Here is a 20,621-nt window from a genome sequence, read left to right as displayed (position 1 = left end):
CGCTTGATCCAGCCGCCCTCACGCAGCTGCCGGTCCGGCTTCACGCAGCAAATCGTCAGCTTTGTCCGTCTTCTCCCAAGTGAACTCAGGCTCTTCACGCCCGAAGTGTCCGTATGTCGCCGTCTTGCGGTATATCGGCCGTAAGAGATCAAGCATCTTGATGATGCCTTTCGGTCGGAGATTGAAAACCTCGAGAACAAGGCGCTCGATCCTTTTTTCCTCGATCCTTGCGGTTCCGAAGGTATTGACCATGACAGAAACCGGACTGGCCACGCCGATCGCGTAGGCAAGCTGAACCTCGCAGACCTCTGCAAGGCCGCTGGCAACGATGTTCTTCGCGACATACCGGGCGGCATAGGCCGCCGAGCGGTCAACCTTGGATGGGTCCTTGCCCGAAAAGGCACCGCCGCCGTGACGCCCGGTCCCACCGTAGGAATCGACGATGATCTTCCGTCCTGTGAGGCCGCAGTCGCCGGCAGGCCCACCGACCACGAACCGCCCTGTTGGGTTGACCAGAAATCTGATCCCCGAAGTATCCAGGTGGGCCGGCAGGACCGGTTTTATGATCTCCTCAATGACGCCTTCGCGGACCGTGGCTTGTGAGACCGCTTCGTCATGCTGCGTTGACAGGACTATGGTATCCAGCGCCACCGGGCGGAGCCCTTCGTAGCGTACCGACACTTGAGATTTCACGTCCGGACGCAGCCAGCCAAGCTGTCCCGCTTTCCGGACCTCGGCCTGTCTTTTCGTCAAATGGTGAGCGAGTTGGATCGGCAGGGGCATCAATGTATCCGTCTCGTTGCATGCGAATCCAAACATGATGCCCTGATCCCCTGCCCCTTGCCCGAGATCCTGCCCTCGTCCTTCATCAACGCCCTGGCTTATGTCGGGCGACTGCTCGGTGAGGGCCAGAACGACGGCGCAACGTCGACCATCAAAGCCAATCGCATCATCGTCGTAGCCAATATCGAGTATCGTATCGCGGGCGACTTGGCTGTAATCGATGTGGGCATGGCTGGTGATCTCGCCAGCCACAACGACCATCCCCGTCTTCACCAACACTTCACAGGCGACGCGCGCCTTCGGATCGGTGCGCAGGACCGCATCGAGAATGGCATCGGAGATGTTGTCTGCCATCTTGTCGGGGTGTCCCGCGCCGACGGATTCGGAAGAGAACACGAACTGCCTGGTCATAAAAATGCCCTCGCTTCAAGTGCTGGAGTTAGTGAGGAGTTTCTGGATTGGGGTGGCTTATCGGTCGCGGATGCCGGGAACATCGAACGCAGTGCAGAAGTCGGCAACGTCTCTTCGTACGCTCGCATGAACTTCCTGGTCATCGGGCTGGCGGCAGACCGAGTCGATGAAAGCGGCGATCTGCACCATCTCCGTTTCGCGCATGCCCATGGACGTCACCGCTGGTGTCCCTAAGCGGATGCCGCTTGTCAGCGCCGGATGCCGCCGGTCGCCCGGGACCATATTGAAATTCGCAATGATGCCTGCACGCGATAAGCGCTCCGCATAGGCTTTGCCTGACAGCGGCCGGTCCCGAAGATCAAGGATCAGCATGTGATTGTCAGTGCCCCCAGTGACGAGTTCATAACCTCGCTCCAGAAGCGCCTGGGCCAGAGCCTTGGCGTTGTGGACGATCTGCTGACCGTAGACACGAAAGGACGAGTTCGCTGCTTCCTGCAAAGCGACGGCAAGCGCGGCGATAGTATTCATATGCGGTCCGCCTTGCAGAAGAGGGAACACGGCGCAGATTGTGTTTGCTCTTCGGATGATGGAGGGGCTGATAACGGTCTTCATTCCTTGATAAAATGAAGCCACCCCGGGGACCGCGGATCGACTTGTGAGAGGTGCTGGTGACCACATCGCAATGGGACACGGGGTTCGGATGCACTCCTGCGACAACCAGGCCGCAGATGTGGGCGATGTCAGCCACCAGATACGAGTTCACCTCCGAAGCAATTTCGGCCATTGCCGCGTAGTCAAAAATACGCGGATAAGCAGTTCCGCCGACCCAAATTAGCTTCGGGCGTTCCCGCTTGGCGGTCTCGCGCAAGTGGTCATAGTCAATTTGCTGTGTCTTTTCGTGCAGCCTGTACGGGACGCGCTGATAATCGCTGCCGGAAAAATTGACGGACCAACCGTGAGTCAGATGGCCGCCTTCGGGTAAAGGCAAGCCCATGACTTTGTCACGGGGGCTCAAAAGCGCGCGATAGACAGCCTGGTTGGCTGGCGAGCCTGAATAAGGCTGGACGTTGGCGTGTTCACTGCCAAATAGCGCTTTCAGGCGCTCGATCGCGAGGGTCTCAAGCTCATCGACGATCTCGTTTCCGGCGTAGTAGCGCGCACCGGGGTATCCCTCGGCATACTTGTTGGTGAAAATCGACCCGGTCGCTTCCAACACCGCCGAGGAGGCAAAGTTCTCGGAGGCGATCAGTTTGAGAGTTGTCCGCTCCTGACGCTCCTGTCTTAGAAGCAGTTCGTGAACGCGGGAGTCGACGGCGGCTAAGTGAGGCCGCCCGTAAGTGTCGGGCTGCGCGATGGCGCCGCCGGCGGAGTTATCCATGGTAGTCGCGCTCCATTTGGACTGATCTATTTCACGATCAAGCAGGCGGTCCCTTCAACCGCGCGTCTTGTATTGCTTCCAGGCGTTGTAGGTCTCTTTTATGATGGCCATCATCGTGGGGCAGGAGATCGACCACCAATTGAGCCAGCCCGCCATCCTTGCCTCCTGCTTGCATATGGTACGAAGACTGCGGACGTTGTTCGTTGCAGCAAAGAAAGTTGGCTCTGCCCAGCCGCCGAACGTGGCGTCGAACCTGCTCGCGAGGCAGACTGGTAATATCGGCCAGCTCGCCGACGGTTAGATCCGCATGCGCGCAAAGGCCCAGGATTCGAAGGCGATCAAGATGCGCTGCCGTCCTTAGGCGATTTACCAGTGTCAACATTGGTTGGCATCAACCCGGACGGGATGCAGCAAGCCGCTAGCCCTTCTATCCCCATCAATCCGCATGAGACCTCTCTCGTCATTTGCTGTAAATCCGCTGGTATGGATGCTAATGGAAGATGGATCACAGTCCTTTCTACGACTAAGACGCCAGATATTGGGGCTAATGTACCACCTGACAGGAGACTACACTCACGAACATTATGTGAATTTTTTTTAACGTTGCTGAGAATCAAGGGTGAGGTTTGGCGAATGTCTCGCCGTCGACTGTCGAATCCTGCCCGACGGGATTATGGGGTGCGTAGCCTGCTTGTCCTTTCCACATGACCAGCGACGATGGGGCGGAGGCGGCAGACATAGCTCTGGAGCATGCTGCGGTATCTTTGGCCTGAAGCCGAGGAAGGCGGACCGTGGCTTCCGCGCCGCTGCCGGGAGCCCGCGAACAGGCCAAGTTGATCAGCCGGGTGTTGCCGTCATAGAGCGTGAGACCCAAAGCTGGCCAGCCGCGCCCTGAGGCTGACGCACCGCTCAGCGTCCACCTTGCTCTCGAAGCCCATCGGCATAGCGCCGATAACGACTTGACCGCGTGCGTGTCGACGAGCGATCGGTGAGCGCAAGGATCGAGGGTGCAGTGCAGGATAATGCTGTTTTAAATCAGCGCTGTTTTCAGCCGACTGCCTTGAGCGTGGGCACAAGGATATAGGCCCAAGGCAGGAGATCATCGTCTGCTGTTCGGGAGGCCGCCCTGGGCGCGCGACAGCCGTTCCTTCGGCTGCGCCGCTCCGCCACCATCCGCGCCGTGCCTTCCGGAGACCATTCCCGCTGCCGGCCGGCGCCCGTGAAAACCTCGACCCGGCGCACCGGCTCGAGATGGCTGGGCTCAGCGTAACTCTGAAGTCGTCATATACCGAAGCCTTCACAGACTTCGGACATCCCCCTCACAGTCCGATCCAGATGGCGTCAGGAACACCGCTGCGTTGATGCGGATGAACCCCTGCTTGTGCCACAATGACCCTTATGTCAGCGCGCGAGCCAAAGCTTCCGCGCAAGGCGACGGCTAGGATAAGGCAATGCCGACGAAGGGCACATTGCTTGCCACACTCTGGAATGATGGCATGCTCGGAAGGCCTAGGCTTTGCTCAGGGCCGCCTGCAAGGCGCGCTTTGAGGTTATTCACATAGCCTTCTGCGTAGTCCTGCGCCGTCGAGACCGAAAGATCAATGCCTGCCGCCAAGGCCTCTTCCATCAGGTGCTTTACGAGCCCATTTCGAATGGCCAGCTTGACCTCGGGGCCTGCGATAAGGCCGATCGCCTGCGCGGCCATATTGAGGCCAGCTTCCTCCAGCGCTCGCTTCATATCGCCTCCGTTAATGGCCGTACGCAGGAGATTGGCTGCTTGCGACTCAGCCTCGAGAACCATCGAGGCAAGATCGGCTACTTGTCCGAGGCCCGGAATGAAGCTGAGCAGTCCCACCGCCGTTGCCGCCAAGTCGAGCACTTTCGTCTCGATTTTGAGCACGGAGTCGACGACGTGCATGACGGCCCCGCCGTTCTTTTTGGCTGACTTAATGTCAGGCTGGTCCATCAGGCCCATCTTCATGTCCGCGACGGCATTCTGCTCTTCTGCGGTTTGGGCGCCGTGGGTGATTGGCTGCTGAACGTTGCGGTTCGCAGACGACATGTTTGTGCAAAAATGGGCAAAGTCTTTTTTGCTGATATTGCCGGAATCAACCGTATGCCCGCCGCCAAAGTCGAAGAATTTATGATGGGTCTTATAGCCCGTGATCGAATTGTTCAGGAGGCCAAACAGAAGAGGATCTGAAAGGAGCTGAGAGGCTGCTTCCCGCACTTTCGGATCAAGGCTCTTGTCGTCTTTCATTTTCGCCAGTTTGTCGCGAGTCAGAACACCGCTTCCAAAGAACGTGTCCTGATGGTCCTTGATCATCTCGACCGTATTCAGCTCAGTTTGCGTGAGGCTCATCGACGATGAGGCGACTTGCAGGAAATCCTCTTTGTGCATCTTCCCTTTCGAGCCACCGCACAACTGGTTCCAAGCATCGGGGTGATCGAGGAAATATTGCGCCGCCGCAATGACCTGGGGCGGAAATTTGCCGTTTTTCGATTCGCCGCCGACCATTTTCTTGAACTCATCCAGACTCAGGTCCTTGGACAGATTTTCGGAGTACCGGTAAAACTCCCGCAAGGCATCGCTCAAGGTCATGACCGAAGGCTGCAAACCTCCGCTGCCGTCGGATGGTATGTAGTTCTGCTCGTAGCTTCGCGCTTGGGCTTCCTGAAATGCAGCAACTTGTGGGTGGTGGTTTGAAAATCCGGCCAAGTCCTTGGCGTTGATCTTGCCTCCACAGCGGCCGTCGCCCTGCGAGCCAATCGCATAAAAAAGTCCCGAATCCTGCTGCAGTCCCTGGATCGCCGCTTTCAGATCCGGTGGCGTAGAGGGATCATTGGCTTTGTCGGTCAACGACTTCCAAGTAAGCGGGCATTGGTCCTTGTGACGGTTGAGTACCGCAACAATCTGCAACTCAGCCGTGGTCAGCGACCCACCGTTCCACGTGATTCCGGGGCTCGGCCTGGGAGCCGGCTCGATCTTCGGAGTGACGCCGAGCAGATGTTGGGCTTCAGTCGCCTTGGAGCGTTGCGATTGGTCCTCCTTGAGAGCCGCCCTCATATTTGGCGGCAGCAGATCCAGTGGGTGTTGCTCCAAGCCATTCAATGTCAAGACATCCGGTGCCAGATGGCCCAAAGGGTCCTGCCGCAATTTATCCATTGTCGAATCAAGATTCGACGCTGGCAGATCCCCTTGCGCGAAAGAGCCGGGCTTGTCTGCCAGCACACAAGTGGACAGCATCGCTTCGAAGCACGATGCACTTTGCTGATGCTGGGTCGCAAAATGGGAAACTTTCAGGCCCGGCCAACCCCTTGCGGACTGTAGCGAATTTGAGCGGTAGAAAGTTGAAAGATTACTGGCCGACATTATGCATCCTCAGACGTGACGTTGAAATCCCCACAAGAGACCCCGACAGAAGATCCCTTGCGTTTCACAAAATTCGACAATTCCAAGCGTCGGCAGGTCACGAATGCGCCTGCCCTGCCTTCAATTGCTGTGTTCCGGGCCGGCTCCAAGGTTCGGTCCAACACAATGGCCGGAGTCACCGCGAGAGCTGCCGGGACTCATCATGAGCGGATTAGCTTTCGAGAAACTGACGAGTTTGCGAAGAGTTCACAAAGGGGTAGCCGCAGTCATGTTCTTCAGAGCTGCGGGAAATCCTCAATGTTCATTTCTTGCCCAGCTCAGGCTTCCCGCCAACGCTATCCTGTTGTGGGATGTCAGAAGAATAAGAAGCATCCGGTCGTCCGTCGCGAACGACCGTAGTGGAGGAGCCGCGAAACAAGATCAGCACTGATTCCTTTGGCGTTGCCGCTATGTGAGTCTGCGCCTGCGCCTGCGCCACCAAGCCGTTAAAGGTCTGCTCCACGAGTGCGACGAAGCGCGGTGGACCGGAAACGAAGACGAGGCCATTGCCTGGCACGGGTTTGACCACATAGCGCTCGTCGGAGATATCAAGCTTGTCGAGAGCCCCCTTGAACGCATCGAAGCGAATCGACGTCATCAAAAGCATTCGAGTTTGCGATTCTTGTGCAGCAGACACATAGAGCACAAGGCCGTCATAGTACCATTGTAGACCGTAAAGGTTCGTCAAGCGGTCGAGGAACGCGCGCGGTGGCAAATCAGGCATACGTCCGCGAATTCGCCCCTTCACCGCAGGACTGATGTTGACCCTGATATTCAGGTTGTTGCCGAATTCCTGCAACGCTGCAGCGAGCTCCTGATCCAGAACCGTGTATCTATAGGGTGTCGCCGGAAGGGACAGCGGGACTGCATGCGCCGGGTGAATCCCGGTGGACAGAAAAAACCCGGCACAAAGAAGTCTCAAAACATGCAGGGTGACGGGTTGGATAAGCGTTCTCGGCATGTCGCACTGATAAACCAAACGCTGAAATCATCACAAGTGACTAAATTGCCGAAGAGATTTTAGATTGTCGAAATGACGCCGCCGTTAGTCAGCTTGTTGTCAGCTTGCCCCCCTAGGAGTGTTGCGCCGACACCGGGTGATGAATGGGCGGGGCTCGCCCGGTCAGAGAGAGCAACCGAGTCCTTACATGATGATGCCTGTCACGTCGATCTCTGCCACTCTAACGGCTGGCCTCCCCAGGGTCGGATCACCGTCGATTGTCGAGCAGGCCCAGTTTGAGCGCGCCTTAGGGCATGCAGCCGACTCGCTGAAAAACGATGCCGCCGCGGGGCCAGCGAGTGCGGCGCCAGTTGCTGCGGCGATGGATGTTCAGCGCGCGGCTGCGCCGACGAGCGGCATGGGCGATCGCGTGTTGCAGACGATTTCCTCCCTATATCCACACAACACTGTTTCCTTCCCCGCGCTCGACCATGACATAGCCCTTTCGAAGGGCGCTCTACCGGGACCGGCGCAGAAGCTTCCCGTTCCAGGTGAGGCGGGAACCGGAATCTCGGGCATTCCCCAACAAGGGCAAGACTTCGAAACGATGATGGCTGGTCTTCGGGATGTTTACAACGGCGTCACCCAGGTGGCGCTTATCTCCAAAGGCGTCAGCGGCGTCACATCATCCGTGAATAAACTTTTGAAGGAAGGCTGAACCGCGCGCATGATTGGCTTGGCCGAGGGCGAAATCATGCGTGGCCTGTCAGGGTGGCGGTCGGTTAGACTTGTCATGCTGCCAGTTCTCGTCGCCCTCACTGCTTGCAAAGCCGACCTCTACACGCAATTGCAAGAGCGTGAGGCAAATGAAATGCTCGCACTTCTTGAAGACAACGGGGTCGCCGCGATCCGGGTGGTCGCCAAGGATGGAACCAGCACGATCCAGGTTGACGAAAAGCTGCTCGCCTTCTCAATCAACCTTCTGAACGCCAAGGGGCTGCCGCGCCAATCCTTCAAGAACCTCGGTGAGATATTCCAAGGATCAGGCCTGATTGCCTCGCCGACCGAAGAGCGTGCCCGTTACGTGTATGCCCTGAGCGAAGAGTTGTCGCGGACGATCAGCGATATCGATGGCGTTTTTTCTGTACGTGTTCACGTCGTGCTGCCGCATAACGACCTTGTGCGAGCCGGTGCCACGCCATCCTCGGCCTCGGTGTTTATCAGGCACGACGCAAAAACAAATGTCGCGGCTCTGCTGCCAAAGATAAAGATGCTTGTAGCCGACAGCATCGAAGGCCTGTCCTACGATAAGGTGGAAGTGGTTTTGGTGCCGGTAGAACGGTCCGCACACGAGCAACGGCCCGATCCGACTGCTGTTTTGCCACAAGCATCACTACCTCTTCCTGCGCCACTTCTGGCGACCGTAACAGGTTTTGCCGCAGCCGTATTCGCCGTGGCCTGTTATCTCTTGATCGGCGTTGTTACGCGTCGGCGCAAGCAATCAACCGGCGTTTCCAAGGTCGAGGGGCGCCGGGATGCTTCTGCTGTCGAGGCCATTCGCAAAAGAATGCCTGCAATTGGACGTGGGTGACATCTCATTGCCAATGCCTATACAGACCGCCCGACCTGATGGTCCGCACTTTCCGGGCGCGAGCGAGCTTGCGGCTTCGGCCCATCCAACCCGTCTTGCGGCGCGTCTTGATCCAGCGTTATCGGCCGAAACGTTAGTGAAGTTGCAGAAGTGTTCCAGACTGCATCCAAGGCTGGCAGAATTGCTGGGCAACGATGACGTGGATCTGAACCACATCGGCTGCAGGCCGGACCTTCTACGCGGGCATGATCCATATCGAGCGGCCCTTCTTGCTGGTAGTATCTGGCATGCCCGTTCGCTGGTCGCGTTTGTCTCTCAGCCTGAGCTTGCCATCCTTGTTAAACGCATCGGCGTGGATGCACACGCATTCGGAATCCGACACCTGCTGCATGCTGTTGACAAAAGACTGATCTCGGACCCAGAAAAACTCGCTCAGCAAATCGAATACGATGGACACGCATGTCTTGGAGCTTGGCTCCAGGACAGTTCAGCGACCGAGCGTAACCGCGTGCTTCTTCGATTGCCCGAGGGGACTGCCGCGGAGACTCCAGCACATGAGCATTGGACCGCCGCCGGCCAATTGCTTTCACTTGTAGTAGCTCATTTTGAGACAGAGACCCCGGTGAAATGACAGTCGAACTTTCCGAGGGGCCAATAGCGCCGCAGATGCGTCCAGTCGGACCACTGATACCCGCGAGCGAGCTCGAAACCTGGCACAGCGCCGCGCAAGCCCTTGCCGCGGCAGAACGGCATCGGCAGCGCGTTCGAAACTGGGCACGCGCGGTTTACCAGCGGGCGTGGGCGCGCGGCCACATGGAGGGCTCGAATGCAGGCACCGAGGAGATGGCAGGGTTGATTGCGGAGACAATCTCCGAAATCGCGCGACGAAAGGCGGCTCTGGAGCAGGAATTGCCGCAGCTCGTGATGGAAATATTGAGCGATCTTATCGGCGCTTTCGATCCGGGCGAGCTATTGGTGAGGGCTGTTCGTCACGCCATAGAGTGTCAATACAGCGGCGCCGACGTTTGCCTTCATGTTTCTCCCATGCAAGTCGACATGCTTGCACGAGAGTTTGCTCGATGCGACGGCCAGGATGGTCGACCAAGGGTGCGGATCGAGCCCGACCCGACATTGTCGCCGCAACGCTGCGTGCTGTGGAGCGAGTACGGCAATGTTGACCTTGGACTTGACGCCCAGATGCGCGCGCTGCGCCTTGGTTTCGGGACGCTCTGTGAGAAAGGCGAGCTATGAGAAAGCCCGTCCCAGAACATAACGCTGACGCCGACACTCGAGCTCTCGTTCCAGCAATCTCGTCTTTGAGGGCTGCGGCCAAGCGAATTGACACGCGTGCGGTGCGCGGTCGGATCACGCGGGCTATCGGCACACTGGTTCATGCCGTCTTGCCAGACACTCGTATTGGGGAACTTTGCCTCCTAGAGGACCCGCGAACCGGGCTGTCGCTCGAGGCCGAGGTGATCGGCCTGTCGGGTGATGGTGTATTGCTGACACCGATCGGGGACTTGGTGGGCCTATCCAGCCGCGCAGAGGTCGTGGCCACTGGCCGAATGCGTGAGGTGCCCGTCGGCGGCGATTTGCTCGGTCGCGTGATCGACAGTCGTTGCCGCCCATTGGACGGCAAAGGCGAAATCAAGACCGTCGAAACTCGGCCCCTGCATGGCAGAGCCCCCAATCCGATGACGAGGCGCATGATTGAGCGGCCATTCCCGCTTGGGGTCCGTGTCCTCGATGGTCTGCTGACGTGCGGCGAGGGCCAGCGGATCGGGATTTATGGCGAGCCAGGTGGTGGCAAGTCGACGCTGTTGTCACAGATCGTAAAGGGTGCCGCCGCTGACGTCGTCATAGTGGCGCTCATAGGCGAACGTGGACGGGAAGTTCGTGAATTCATCGAAAGGAATCTTGGTGAAGAGGGCCTTCTCCGTACGGTCGTCGTGGTTGAAACATCCGACCGCTCGGCGGTAGAGCGTGCGCAATGCGCTCCAATGGCGACTGCGCTCGCGGAATATTTCCGCGATCAAGGCCTACGCGTTGCTCTCATGCTGGATTCGCTGACGCGCTTCTGCCGCGCTATGCGCGAAATAGGCCTTGCTGCGGGTGAGCCGCCGACGCGACGGGGCTTTCCTCCTTCCGTTTTTGGCATGCTGCCAGGCCTGCTCGAGCGCGCCGGCATGGGTGAGCGGGGCTCAATCACGGCCTTCTATACGGTGCTTGTAGAGGGTGATGGCACGGGTGATCCAATCGCCGAGGAATCGCGTGGTATTCTCGATGGCCATGTCATCCTCTCACGCGCTATTGCGGCGCGATCGCATTTCCCCGCTATTGATGTGCTGCAGAGTCGCAGCCGCGTCATGGATGCAGTCGTTTCGGGGACACATCGCAAGGCAGCATCCATTTTCCGCGAGCTCCTGTCGCGCTATGCCGAGACCGAGTTCTTGATCAATGTTGGCGAATACAAGCCAGGTGGAGATCCCCTGACTGACCGGGCTGTCGCGTCAATCGACGAACTGAGGGAGTTTCTGCGCCAGAGCGAAGATGACGCGTCAGATTTCGAGGAGACGGTCGCATGGATGTCGCGTCTGACCGCGTAAACTGGATTCAGTCTTCGAGGTTACGGCTTCTGAAGGAAATGCAAGAGCGTCGTGCCCTTGGCGAGCTGTCCAAGAAGGAAGCCCAGCGCGATGTGGCCGCCTCAGCCGTACAAAATGCCTCTAGGGAGCTTGCAATGATACAGCAACATTGTTCAAGAAAAGAAGCAGCGCTCTATCAGCATCTGATGTCACTCGACAACTTGTCTAGCGCAGCGCTCGACCGTCACCGCCTTCACACTGAACAACTTGCCGCTGAGATCAATTCCAGACGGCAGATGCTTGATGATACCCAAATCGCTCAAGAGGAGGCTGAGATGGCGGCGTCCAGGACGAGGGAGCTATGGGTCATATGTTCGGCGGCAAGGGACAAATGGCAACAAATCGAGGACGACGTGCGGCGCGCCGTCGAGACTCATTCGGAGGCCGCAGCCGAGATCGAGGCCGACGATGAGATACTGCTGAAATATGCGAGGGGGTCGCTTGCCTAAATGCCGCGCAACCGGATCCGACGGTCGCAAGAGGTCGTCCGAATGACACGACCGTGCAGTCTTTGATAGGCGCTGCGTTCACCCCCGCCATGTTCGAACCAGTTCTGAAACTGTCCCACACGGTTGTCTCGTGGCTCAATGATACAGCAGCGCCGCGCACGCCGTTTCAAAGCCGGATCAACGAGGTGCCGCTATCGGTGCGAACGGCAGGGCTTGTCTGGCAGCAGGAACCTGCTGCCATTCCGATGCTTGACTGCGTCTGGAGAGTGGGAGCCGAAACGGTCATCTTGTCACTGTCGCGCCCGCTCGTAGAGGAGTTCATCACGACAGTGCAGAACGGCTTGGCCTTCCCTTCCGAGCCAACTGCTTCGCTAATTCTCGAACTCGCTCTGGAGCCGCTTGTCACTCGACTGGAGGAGACGACGCGTCTGAACGTGCAACTCGTGCGGGTATGCGAAGCCACGATGCTGGCTCCTCATCTTGAACTCGACATCATTTTCGGCGCGGTCAAGGGCAAGGGCCGTCTATTCCTGTTCACGCCACTTGACGGCTTAGTACCGCCTGCGTTTCGCGCGCTAGGCGAACTGCTTGCCCAGTTGCCGCGGCAGCTGGGCGGGCTGCCTCCAGAGCTCCCGCTCATTGTTGCAGGAGAGGTCGGCACGCTTCGCCTTCCTGCGGCGCTTCTTCGAAGCGCATGTGTCGGTGATGCATTGTTGCCCGATATTGCGCCGTTCGGCCGCGGCCAGATCACCCTAGCTGTCGGCCAGTTGTGCGCCGAGGCGGATCTTGACGGCGATGAATTAATCTTGCGGGGGCCTTTCCGCCCGCGACCGTGTCCTTTGGAGAGTGCGCATATGACACAACCCGGATCGCAACTGGAGCTTACTAAGGATCTCGACGATGTCGAGATCGTGCTTGTCTTTGAATGCGGCCGCTGGCCTATTTCTCTTGGGGAATTAAGAAGTGCCGGCGAAGGGCATATTTTTGAACTTGGATGGCCGATCGACGGCCCGGTCGACATAGTGGCCAATGGTCAGCGTATCGGGCGTGGCGACATTGTCCGCATCGGAGAAGAGCTGGGCATCAGGCTCCGTGGCGGGTTTGCATGCAATGAGTGAAGCTCAGCCGACAATCCTGGCGCTTCTTGCGGTTACCGCCGGACTCGGTCTGCTGGTTTTAGCAGTTGCCACGACAACGGCCTTTGTAAAGGTATCAATTGTTCTTTTCCTCGTCCGCAATGCGCTCGGGACCCAGACCATACCACCCAATGTGGTGCTGTACGCCGCGGCGATGATCCTCACTATGTTCGTTAGTGCGCCCGTTGCTGAGCAGACCTATGACCGCATGTCGGATCCCAAGCTCCACTATCAGACATTCGACGACTGGGTAAGCGCCGCTAAAGCCGGAAGTGAGCCCTTGCGCGAGCATCTCAAGAAATTCACAAATGAAGAGCAGCGGCGATTTTTCCTATCTTCGACAGAAAAGGTCTGGCCAGAGGAAATGCACGCTGCAGCCACGCCTGATGACTTTGCAATACTTGTACCATCTTTCTTGCTATCAGAATTGAAGCGCGGATTTGAGATAGGATTTCTACTTTATCTGCCTTTTATTGTTATAGATCTGATAGTGACAACTATCTTGATGGCAATGGGTATGTCGATGGTCTCACCAACTGTTATATCTGTCCCGTTCAAGATCTTCTTGTTTGTTGCCATTGATGGTTGGTCAAAATTGATGCATGGGCTTGTGCTGAGTTATACGTTACCGGGAGGCTGATCATCACTGAATCCAGCATCATTACTCTTATGAGCCAATCACTGGTGGTTTTCATGATCTGGATTCTACCGCCGCTCATTGCATCAGTGGTTGTCGGCCTCGTCATCGGCATCCTCCAGGCGGCGACGCAGATCCAGGATGAAAGCTTGCCGCTCACCGTGAAGCTTCTGGTCGTTGTCGCGGTGATTGGGCTGTTTGCTCCTGTGCTAAGCGCCCCGCTCATAGAGCTAGCCGATCAGATCTTCACCGAGTTTCCCGCAATGACACTTAGCTACTAGTCCGCCCCATGGACGCGCCATCGGCCGATATTCAAATTCTGATCCAGACGGCTCTCGAACTCGTCGTTGCGGCAGGTCTTGGGGCAGCCCGCGCGATGGGCATCATGCTGATCTTTCCCGTATTCACACGCTCGCAGATCAGTGGGCTGATCCGGGGCTGTTTGGCTGTTGGCTTCGCACTACCATGCCTGGCACACGTCAGCGGCGGATTGCCGGCGCTGGATCCTGATACGCGCCTGATCCAGCTAACCCTGCTCGGATTCAAGGAAGTTTTTGTCGGTGTACTCCTTGGCACTTTTCTTGGCATTCCGCTTTGGGGCCTTCAGGCTGCCGGGGAGCTTATCGACAACCAACGCGGCATCAGCAGCCCGACCGCTTCGGCCGATCCCGCGACGAACAGTCAGGCTTCCGCGATGGGCGTTTTTCTGGGGATCACTGCGATTGCCATATTCGTCGGATCAGGAGGCCTGGAAACTTTGATCAGTGTCCTGTACCGCAGCTACTTGATCTGGCCGGTGTATCAGTTTCACCCGACACTGAGTGGGCCAGGAGCAATGGAGTTGTTGGGGCTTCTCGACAGCATAATGCGCACGGCATTATTGGTATCGGGGCCTGTCGTGTTCTTCCTGATACTGATTGATATATCGATGATGCTGCTGCGTCGCTTTGCCCCGCAATTTAAGGCGAGCCAACTGTCTCCGGCAATCAAGAACATTGTCTTTCCAGTTCTCATGGTCACCTACGCTGCCTATCTGGTGGAGAGCATGAAACTGGAGGTCACACGTGCCAACGGCGTGCTGGAGTGGTTCGACAAATTGCTGCCATGAGCGACACAAGTGAAGAGAAGACACACGCCGCCAGCCCGAAGAAGTTAAGTGAAGCGCGCAAAAAAGGACAGCTGCCACGTAGCTCCGATTTCGTCCGCGCGGTCGGGACTTGCGCTGGGCTCGGCTACCTTTGGCTAAGAGGCAGCGTGATCGAGGACAAATGCCGGGAAGCGCTCCTATTAGCCACCAAGTTGCAGAGCCTACCTTTCGATACCGCGGTGCCGCAGGCATTGGTTGTGCTCGTCCAACTCACAGTCGCGGCTGTTGGCCCGCTGCTTGGAACCCTTGTCGCCGCGGTGATTTTGGCCAGCCTGCTAGCCAATGGTGGATTTGTCTTCTCTCTGGAGCCGATGAAGCTCAGCTTTAAGAAAATTGACCCCTTTGAAGGGCTGAAGCGCTTGGGGTCTGCTCGTTCCATGGTCGAAGTCTGCAAGACCATGTTCAAGGTATTGGTTCTCAGCGCAACCTTTTCCATTGTCCTTCTCGGGATGTGGAAGACAATGGTCCCTCTGCCGATCTGCGGCATGGGCTGTGTTGGCCTCATCTTTATGGAGACAAAATTGCTGATGGGAATTGGCGCCGGCGCACTGCTGGTCGGCGGACTGATCGATCTTCTGCTCCAGCGCGCGTTGTATCTGCGCGAAATGCGCATGACCAATACCGAAGTGACGCGCGAGTCGAAGGATCAGCAAGGAGCGCCAGAGTTGAAAGGTGAACAGCGTCGCATCCGCGAGGAGGCGGCCGACGAGCCTGCGCTTGGCGTGCATCGCGCCACGCTGGTCTTAACAGGAAGGGCGGTCCTGATCGGTCTGCGTTACGTTCGCGGTGAAACCGGGGTGCCGTTCTTAGTTTGCCGTGCCGAAGGTGAGCGCGTTTCACATGTGTTGAGCGAGGCGCGGGCACTACGCCTGACGATCGTCCATGACCATGTCTTAGCGCGTCAGCTGATAGGCACTACAAAACTCGGCCACGCGGTTCCTATGCAATATTTCCAGCCTGTCGCGAAAGCATTCTTTGCCGCAGGCTTGGCCTAGTCATTGGAAGTCCACGACTGCCCAGTTCAAAACTGACCTGGCTCCATGCTAGTGGCAAATGTCGGCTGGCCATCCGTGCCCCAGTGTCTCTGTCAGGCCAACCGCGCAACCGCGGGCCTGGGGCAATCACTCCCCTCGGATCTGCCACCCAGCAACTACGGCAAGTCCTCCGGGCATGACCTTGCAGCCTCTGCTGGCCGGTGCGTGGCGCAGTCCGAGGTTTTGAGGCCGGCAGTGCGGATTTGATTGGTGCAGCCGTTGGAATGCCCTCGTCAGCTAGTCGTCAACTAAGCGCCCTATGTTGAACAGCCGTGCTAACTTGAGCTCGGTTGCGAAACATAGGAGTACGAATCGTCATGTATGGTCGAATTGGTGGCTCATCCGATAGTTACCGCGCGCATAATGCCGGCGAGCAATCGGATGCAGGAAGCGAAGGGTTCGCGGACACATTTGCCCGAATGCACTTATCCGGATCGGAAGGTAGCGGCGCCTCATCATCGGCGGCTCCCCAAGCATACTCCCTCAATTCCCGACCTCCTGTGGTGGAGATCAACAGGACTTCCTTCAGGAGACAGGTGAGGCAATTTCATGGTGATGAAATCACGCACATCGCCGACAATCCTCAAGAGTATTCGGAGTTCGTATCGTCACGAGCCAGGCGCACCGCGGACGTTGCTCAGCAATATGGCATCCGTCGAGATACGGAGCACGCGCGATATTTCAGTTACCAATTGGGAGACCGGAGTGCCGGACTGCTGAGAATGGAAGGCGGATTCAGCATGAACGAGTTCGAATCGGAAAGTTGGCGGGAACAATTTCCTGGTCGAACTGAGGTCACTTCCATAGTGGATCTTCAAGTCGCCCATCCGCTCGTCGAAAATGCGGGCGATATTCTGCTGGAGCATCAACTTCGGATAGACGGCGACCGACCGTTGCTGAATTGGCGTGCGGCTAATCCGGAAGCACAAGCGCGCGCGCAGACGATGGGGTTTGTTGAAGTGGATCATGGCGACCTGGTGCTTGACCCTACGCAGCATCCCGACAAATGGACGAAGAACAGTGCCGGTGAGTGGCAGCGTGCAGGCAAACCTCCACTCTATCTCCACAAAACCGAGGATAGCGACAGCAGCGATAGCGGGTCCGACGACGATTTCATGTGATTTGTCGACCCGCCGCCGAGCCTTGCAACTGGTGACGGTTGCAAGGCTGTTGGCAGTGAATGCTAATTGTCCGGCGACAGCCCCGCCTTAGCGCCAGCGCCGCCGAGCAATCCAGCCCATCTCCCAGACAATAAACTGCGGATGCGCATCGTGGGTGCTTGCGAGCGGATTGTATTCGGGCCGGAACTCCGCCTCTTGGAACCGAGCTCTCCCGAATCCAATTTTCTCCACCACACCGTTGGGTCGTTGCGATGCGCCGATCCCGATCGGATCGGCTATGCCTGCTCCGCGCTCGCAGGAAGACCTTCCGCCTCGATCTTGGCGGCGCGATCTCGGCGATAAGTTGGATGGGAGGCAAGATACGCCGCCACGTCAACAGCCGGTAACGCGACATCGCAAATCGGCCCTGACGGTAGCCGATCGACTCCAATCGCCGGACCGCAACTCGCGCAGCGGCATTCGCGGTTTGGCCAGGAGAAATGCTCGCTGACTCACAGCGTGGCCGGCCGCATTCTGAGTGCCCTGTCATGCAGCCTGCGCCGACGGGAGCTCGGCACGCGAATGGCGTGGTTGGCGGCCAAGCCCTGAGGTCAACAAGGACTTACAGAAAGCGGGGGTGAGTTTGCCGCGATGAATTATGACCTTCTCGCGACCGGACCTAGCATCGGCTTCCTCTCGCTCTCGATTGTAGCCGCGCTGTTCGTTGGATTTAACGTGGCAAGCGGTGAATTCGGAATCAGCCAGCCCTTCCAAGTTTCTGGCCATGACGGGGCGACTCGTGTGGATGTGCACCCACATCGGGCTCGGCATCGCACCATTGACCAGCATCTTGGGCTGCAGCTTCATCTCAAACAGCTTTCCTGGCTCGCCACGCAGCGCGACCGGTGCCTCCGGCGGCATCAATTCGTCGGCATTGCACAAATGTTCCAGGTATTTTTGCGCCGGAAATGCGTAGGTCTTCATGCAATCAGTCGTAATGCCGGCTTTTCCTTCATTCAATGCGTTGGCCTGTCCCAGCACCATGTTCAGCAACCCTTTGAGCTGGTCTGTGCGTTCGTGCACTTTGGGTAGCTGGGTGGAGGTGAGTAGCAGGCGTACATTACGCCCCTGCAACCCGGCGAGACAGGTTTGCATCTCAATGGCCTGGGCTCGCAGGTACTGGGCCACATCGTCCACGACCTTACCGGCCTCCTCAGGCTTCATCTGGCGCACTTGGGAGACGACGCTTTGCTGACCGGCCAGATCGAACTGCAAAAGTTCGTCCAATCGTTTGAGCCGCTCCGTCAATACCTCCATTGACAACGCGGCGCCCCCGATTGTCGAGCCTGCCCCCGACGAACTCGCAGCCACCTCTTGCGCTCTCACCTGTGTACTCGCAACTTGATCCGAGCGCGCGAGAACCTTGGCTGCTGGCACTGTGCCGGCGTTCGCAGCGACTGGTGTTGATGGCTGCCCGGCGGCAGAAGTCCCGGCGCGAGCTGCCGACTTATGCTTTGACTTCCCTTTCCTTCGCGCTGTAGTGCCTTCTGACACTGCAGCCGTACCAGCAGTGCCAGCCGGTATCGCAGCGCCTGCCCTGGCCGGCATCGCAGCGCCCGCCTGGGCCTGTGGCGCCATGATGGCTGACGGCGGAGACTGCAGGTTCAACAAGTGCATGGCATCGTGCGCAGTGATCCATGCATCGTCCACGATCCGTTCGAACAGTTTCAATGGGAGGCCGGCATCTGGGTAGGTATGGCTTAGCTTGGTATGCACCTCGTGCAACGCCAATCCAAAATCCGAAAGCCGCTCCATGATTTTTTCTACAACCGCGCAATCATGAGCGTTGAGTGTTTTGCCATCATCCATTATGCCCTTCGCCAAAGAGAGGGCGCGAAGAGCTTCTTGAGCGGCGCTTGCCATCAGCTGCACCACTCCATTTCGACCGACGAGGAGTTCCTTCAAATCTGGCTCGAACCTGCTCGCCCGCAGTTCAATCTTGGCCCGCGCAAGACCGATCCGCTCACGGACCAGCCAGATCCTGACACTCAGTACCGAGCCGGCACGCAGCCGCAGTGCGCACCGCTCGGCTTCCCGCATCACGGGCGTTCCACTGGATAGGCTAGCGGTGGCAGCGCAGGCGGATCGCTGCCGTTCGGAGCGCCATGCCTTTTTTTCCCACCACTTAATTGCCGCCGTATGGTGGTTCTCCACATTTAAAATCAACAGCTCCTGCCGGTCCGCCTGGGAGTAGGAGTAGAGTTTATCGACCATACCTGCCGCTTTCTTGGTCTTTTTGTCCAATTTCGTGATCGTCGACAGGCCAAGTTTGTCTACTTCATTCGCGGCGTCGCACACGATCTGGCAACATCTACGCACCTTGTCGTCTGGCATAATTGTCTGCGCCTCAGCCGCAGGCAGGCTAGCGCGGTACTCCAGAATTGCTGAGGCTGCATCGACGACCCGACTGATCAGCTCCACCGCCTCCTCGGGGACGTCGGTTTTCCTGGCCGCAGCCTCGCAATCAGTCAGTTGTTGAACAAGACTGTTCATTCTGAGCTGTGTCGGACTGATATCTTCATTTGACGATGAGCTGGTGCCTTCCACCTGCGCGGTTGATAGTTGGCTACCGACCGGCGCCATGGCTTCGCCCTCAGACATGGAGGGAGAACCGCGCCGCCTTGCGGCTGCGCCACGTGGCGCTACGGTTCCGCGTGGTGGCGCAGCGGCTCCACGTCGCGGTGTGTTCAGGATTTGATCTTCGCCAATCGAGGCGCCTGGCAGACTTTCGCGGGCATCGCCTGGACCGCGCGCAACTGGAAGGGAGGAGGGCCTCCTATCGGCGTCCCCAGAGCGCATCTGCTCCACAACGGAATCGAATGACTGTCCACCTTCTCCCGCAGCAAGACTTGATTGCGAAAGGGAACTGCTCGCCCGCCCCGCGCGGCTGGCTCCAGTTTCAGCCTGCGATTTCCGTGGTCGGCCAATGCCCTTCATATTGCGTCTCCGTAGTAGGCGAGAATGTGCTGCTATTGTGCTGGCGGCTGACGAGACCAGCGGCATCTTTCGGTTAACGTCACGGTCAGCCAGACCCGCGACGGCGTAATGTTCCCGCCAAAGTGCTTCTCAGTAGCAGGCCAAGATTGGCCCGAGCTCACAGGACTTTCGCAACGTTGCCATCGATGTCCTGAGATTATCAGCGCTTCAGTCCGCCGATTTCCAGGAACAGCGAATGAAATCAGACCAACTCGGCTAGCTCCCCTTCCTAGACACGTGCCTGACGATTTTATTGATGCGTCACTCCTCTCGTTCGCCACCGACAAAGTCACACATTTGCTTCAGAGAAGCGTGTGCGTTGCGTATCACGCGGACCATTTCGATCTATAGTTACAAAAAGTGTCGAGACGGGACCTTTGGATCCGAAGGTCAGGCACGGCCGGCCTAGATAGACCGCTTGGCTGACGATTAGCTGACGATGGGAGTTCTCACGAACAGGGCAAGAAAATCCGACCGCTTCAAGCTTTCGATATGGTGAGAAGAGGATCCGCACCGGCCTCCCAAAGCCGGCAGACCATCCCATGTTCGTACGGTCGCCGACCTTCTCGAAGCCAATGAGCTCACCGCGCCGGGCCGTGATGTGCAGGCGAGAGAATGGTGATGCAAAGACCGAGTTCCTGCTCGTTGCGTGCGCCCGTGGAGCCAGCAAGAATACGGTCATTGCGGTCATGCAGCACGTGGACCGTGTCTCCTGTTCGACACCACAGCATCGAGGATGCAAACGAGCTGCTGCGGCTGCCATTCGGTCGCGGCATGCGTGGACGGCGGGATTGGCCGAACAGCCGAGATCGTGGTCGACTGTTCGATGCGAGAGCAACATCCTGCAGAGCATACGTTTTTGCGCTGGCCGGTTTTTGTCAAAAGCCGTCAGGTTCTCGAAAGCTCCCGCCCTTAGCTTGAT

17 protein-coding genes and 1 pseudogene are annotated in these 20,621 nt (G+C 57.9%); 13 read left to right on the top strand and 5 right to left on the bottom strand.

The window, feature by feature from the left end; all coding sequences use genetic code 11:
* Window positions 1-18 precede the first annotated feature (18 nt).
* Together metK and glyA are read right to left on the bottom strand one after the other, a co-directional pair.
* The gene (gene metK / locus EOA23_RS03380; protein ID WP_063169265.1) at window positions 19-1,194 is read right to left on the bottom strand and encodes a methionine adenosyltransferase; all 1,176 of its coding nucleotides are present in this window, start codon (window positions 1,192-1,194) and stop codon (window positions 19-21) included.
* A 57-nt stretch (window positions 1,195-1,251) separates the two neighbouring features.
* Window positions 1,252-2,572 (bottom strand): annotated as a pseudogene (gene glyA, locus EOA23_RS03375) (serine hydroxymethyltransferase).
* 100 nt (window positions 2,573-2,672) lie between these two features.
* Between glyA and EOA23_RS35545 the strand changes: the two are divergent.
* On the top strand, window positions 2,673-2,873 hold the full coding sequence (locus EOA23_RS35545; protein ID WP_024505365.1) for a hypothetical protein: 201 nt from the start codon (window positions 2,673-2,675) through the stop codon (window positions 2,871-2,873).
* Between the two features lie 1,137 nt (window positions 2,874-4,010).
* On the opposite strand, the gene EOA23_RS03360 is transcribed toward EOA23_RS35545, so the two are convergent.
* Together EOA23_RS03360 and EOA23_RS03355 are read right to left on the bottom strand one after the other, a co-directional pair.
* Complete coding sequence (locus EOA23_RS03360; protein ID WP_024505366.1) at window positions 4,011-5,945, bottom strand: HrpF/NolX family T3SS translocon protein; 1,935 nt, start codon at window positions 5,943-5,945, stop codon at window positions 4,011-4,013.
* Between the two features lie 301 nt (window positions 5,946-6,246).
* The gene (locus EOA23_RS03355; protein ID WP_024505367.1) at window positions 6,247-6,945 is read right to left on the bottom strand and encodes a secretin N-terminal domain-containing protein; all 699 of its coding nucleotides are present in this window, start codon (window positions 6,943-6,945) and stop codon (window positions 6,247-6,249) included.
* Window positions 6,946-7,132: 187 nt separating this feature from the next.
* Here EOA23_RS03355 and EOA23_RS03350 point away from each other — a divergent pair, with 187 nt between their 5' ends.
* The 12 genes from EOA23_RS03350 to EOA23_RS03295 all read left to right on the top strand — a co-directional run bounded on the left by EOA23_RS03350 (window position 7,133) and on the right by EOA23_RS03295 (window position 16,684).
* Window positions 7,133-7,642 carry a nodulation protein NolB gene (locus tag EOA23_RS03350; RefSeq protein WP_024505368.1) on the top strand — a complete coding sequence of 170 codons (510 nt, stop codon included), beginning with the start codon at window positions 7,133-7,135 and terminating at the stop codon, window positions 7,640-7,642.
* Between the two features lie 9 nt (window positions 7,643-7,651).
* On the top strand, window positions 7,652-8,515 hold the full coding sequence (sctJ, locus tag EOA23_RS03345) for a type III secretion inner membrane ring lipoprotein SctJ (protein ID WP_024505369.1): 864 nt from the start codon (window positions 7,652-7,654) through the stop codon (window positions 8,513-8,515).
* Complete coding sequence (locus EOA23_RS03340) at window positions 8,460-9,146, top strand: nodulation protein NolU (protein WP_269470858.1); 687 nt, start codon at window positions 8,460-8,462, stop codon at window positions 9,144-9,146. Before sctJ ends, EOA23_RS03340 begins: the two co-directional genes overlap by 56 nt.
* Window positions 9,143-9,766 carry a type III secretion system stator protein SctL gene (gene sctL / locus EOA23_RS03335; protein WP_024505371.1) on the top strand — a complete coding sequence of 208 codons (624 nt, stop codon included), beginning with the start codon at window positions 9,143-9,145 and terminating at the stop codon, window positions 9,764-9,766. The genes EOA23_RS03340 and sctL overlap by 4 nt, the downstream gene beginning before the upstream one ends.
* Window positions 9,763-11,121, top strand: coding sequence for a type III secretion system ATPase SctN (sctN, locus tag EOA23_RS03330; protein ID WP_024505372.1), 1,359 nt, complete (start codon window positions 9,763-9,765; stop codon window positions 11,119-11,121). Before sctL ends, sctN begins: the two co-directional genes overlap by 4 nt.
* Window positions 11,097-11,609 (top strand): hypothetical protein, encoded by a 513-nt coding sequence (locus EOA23_RS03325; protein ID WP_032899688.1) that lies wholly within the window; start codon window positions 11,097-11,099, stop codon window positions 11,607-11,609. The genes sctN and EOA23_RS03325 overlap by 25 nt, the downstream gene beginning before the upstream one ends.
* Before the next feature lie 89 nt (window positions 11,610-11,698).
* Window positions 11,699-12,727, top strand: a complete 1,029-nt coding sequence (gene sctQ / locus EOA23_RS03320) for a type III secretion system cytoplasmic ring protein SctQ (RefSeq protein WP_095769044.1) — start codon at window positions 11,699-11,701, stop codon at window positions 12,725-12,727.
* Entirely contained in the window at window positions 12,720-13,385 is a 666-nt protein-coding gene (gene sctR / locus EOA23_RS03315) for a type III secretion system export apparatus subunit SctR (RefSeq protein WP_029354851.1), read from the top strand. The genes sctQ and sctR overlap by 8 nt, the downstream gene beginning before the upstream one ends.
* A gap of 2 nt (window positions 13,386-13,387) precedes the next feature.
* The gene (locus EOA23_RS03310) at window positions 13,388-13,663 is read left to right on the top strand and encodes an EscS/YscS/HrcS family type III secretion system export apparatus protein (protein WP_024505375.1); all 276 of its coding nucleotides are present in this window, start codon (window positions 13,388-13,390) and stop codon (window positions 13,661-13,663) included.
* Window positions 13,664-13,671: 8 nt separating this feature from the next.
* Window positions 13,672-14,490 (top strand): type III secretion system export apparatus subunit SctT, encoded by an 819-nt coding sequence (gene sctT / locus EOA23_RS03305; protein WP_024505376.1) that lies wholly within the window; start codon window positions 13,672-13,674, stop codon window positions 14,488-14,490.
* Window positions 14,487-15,524, top strand: a complete 1,038-nt coding sequence (locus EOA23_RS03300; RefSeq protein WP_024505377.1) for an EscU/YscU/HrcU family type III secretion system export apparatus switch protein — start codon at window positions 14,487-14,489, stop codon at window positions 15,522-15,524. The genes sctT and EOA23_RS03300 overlap by 4 nt, the downstream gene beginning before the upstream one ends.
* 356 nt (window positions 15,525-15,880) lie before the next feature.
* Window positions 15,881-16,684, top strand: a complete 804-nt coding sequence (locus EOA23_RS03295; RefSeq protein WP_024505378.1) for a hypothetical protein — start codon at window positions 15,881-15,883, stop codon at window positions 16,682-16,684.
* 525 nt (window positions 16,685-17,209) lie between these two features.
* Here EOA23_RS03295 and EOA23_RS03290 read toward each other — a convergent pair.
* Window positions 17,210-19,306, bottom strand: a complete 2,097-nt coding sequence (locus EOA23_RS03290; protein WP_245473975.1) for a hypothetical protein — start codon at window positions 19,304-19,306, stop codon at window positions 17,210-17,212.
* Window positions 19,307-20,621 lie beyond the last annotated feature (1,315 nt).

This window comes from Mesorhizobium sp. M2A.F.Ca.ET.042.01.1.1 (assembly GCF_003997405.1).
Taxonomy (GTDB): domain Bacteria; phylum Pseudomonadota; class Alphaproteobacteria; order Rhizobiales; family Rhizobiaceae; genus Mesorhizobium.
This window is presented reverse-complemented; position numbering and strand designations above follow the sequence as displayed.